Source organism: Aeromonas sp. R3-1 (assembly GCF_040908345.1).
GTDB lineage: Bacteria > Pseudomonadota > Gammaproteobacteria > Enterobacterales > Aeromonadaceae > Aeromonas > Aeromonas veronii.
Genome location: NZ_JBFODN010000123.1, coordinates 1 through 1202, shown reverse-complemented (window position 1 = coordinate 1202; position 1202 = coordinate 1). Strand labels below are relative to the sequence as shown.

The 1202-nt window shown below is 53.5% G+C and carries 2 protein-coding genes; both read left to right on the top strand.

Going from position 1 to position 1202, the window contains the following annotated elements; all coding sequences use genetic code 11:
* Positions 1-291: 291 nt before the first annotated feature.
* The gene (locus tag AB5Y85_RS07460) at positions 292-555 is read left to right on the top strand and encodes a hypothetical protein (RefSeq protein ID WP_042056561.1); all 264 of its coding nucleotides are present in this window, start codon (positions 292-294) and stop codon (positions 553-555) included.
* A 204-nt stretch (positions 556-759) separates the two neighbouring features.
* Positions 760-1128, top strand: coding sequence for a VOC family protein (locus tag AB5Y85_RS07455; protein ID WP_042018879.1), 369 nt, complete (start codon positions 760-762; stop codon positions 1126-1128).
* Positions 1129-1202: the final 74 nt, after the last annotated feature.

Here is a 1202-nt window from a genome sequence, read left to right as displayed (position 1 = left end):
ACGTAAAAGCGCTCGCGGTCGAGTCGAGATGTCAGCAGTTGAGTAATGAGCTGTTCATAAATACCGCATTGTTGCATCACGCACGAGCCTCGAACATTGTCTATAGAAGAAAGAGATAATATCATTTTTTTCATCTAAATCAGCATGTTATTATCGGTGGCATGTTTGGTTATGGAGCCCGTATTATTAATTTTTTCACGTGGCTCACAGATTCAAGATGTGGCAGCATTTTTTTCTTACCCCATGCTGGGCTTTATTACTGCCACTATCTGCAGTGACTGAGGAGTACAGATGTTCAAGAAACCGGTAGCGGTTGAACTGGAGGCCATCAATCAGGAAGGTGAGATACAAGTGGTGCGTGACAGCGGTCTGACCGTTCAAGGCTACAGCGTTTACTTGCGAGTCGAAGAGAGCAACGGCTGTGCCTTGGCAACCTGTGTGGCAGACTACGACACCATCGGCCCTGCCTACGAACTGGCGGAGCGGTTGAGTCAGGCGCTGGCCATCCCGCTCATTGTGATGACTCCAGAAGCATTAATGCCAGTGAAGAGTTAGCCAAACGCGACAACAGCAGCCATTGCAACGCCCAACTGAACACCCCTTAAAAATAACATCATCATTTGCGCTCGCTTTGCGCGCCACGGCACACATGGGTTCCCTCTTGCCGGGTAAGATGGGGTTGCCCGCCGTGGCGGCAACAGCCGGATGTTTGCGGGTATATGCCGGTCACATCAGCCAGATCACCACCAGGAGGTAACCATGATCAGCCATATCGACCATCTGGTATTGACGGTCAGTGATATCGAACGGGCCGTGGAATTTTACAGCTCGGTGCTCAATATGGAGGCCATTACCTTCGGTGCGGGGCGCCGGGCGGTGGGGTTTGGCAACCAGAAGATCAATCTGCAACTGCTGGGGCAGGAGCCGCGCAATCGGGCGCAGGTGGGGTCGGGAGATGTCTGCCTTATCACCCGCTGGCCGCTGGAGCAGGTGATGGCCCAGCTTGCCTGCCACGGGGTGGAGATTGTCGAGGGGCCGGTGACCAAAAGCGGTGCCTGCGGGCCGATAGAATCTGTCTATTTCCTCGATCCAGACCAAAACCTGATTGAGGTCAGCCGTTATCCATGAGTCCACCAAGCCATCAGTCCCATCGCCATCTCCAGCAGAAAGGGGCCGTCAATTGACGGCCCCTTTCTTGTATC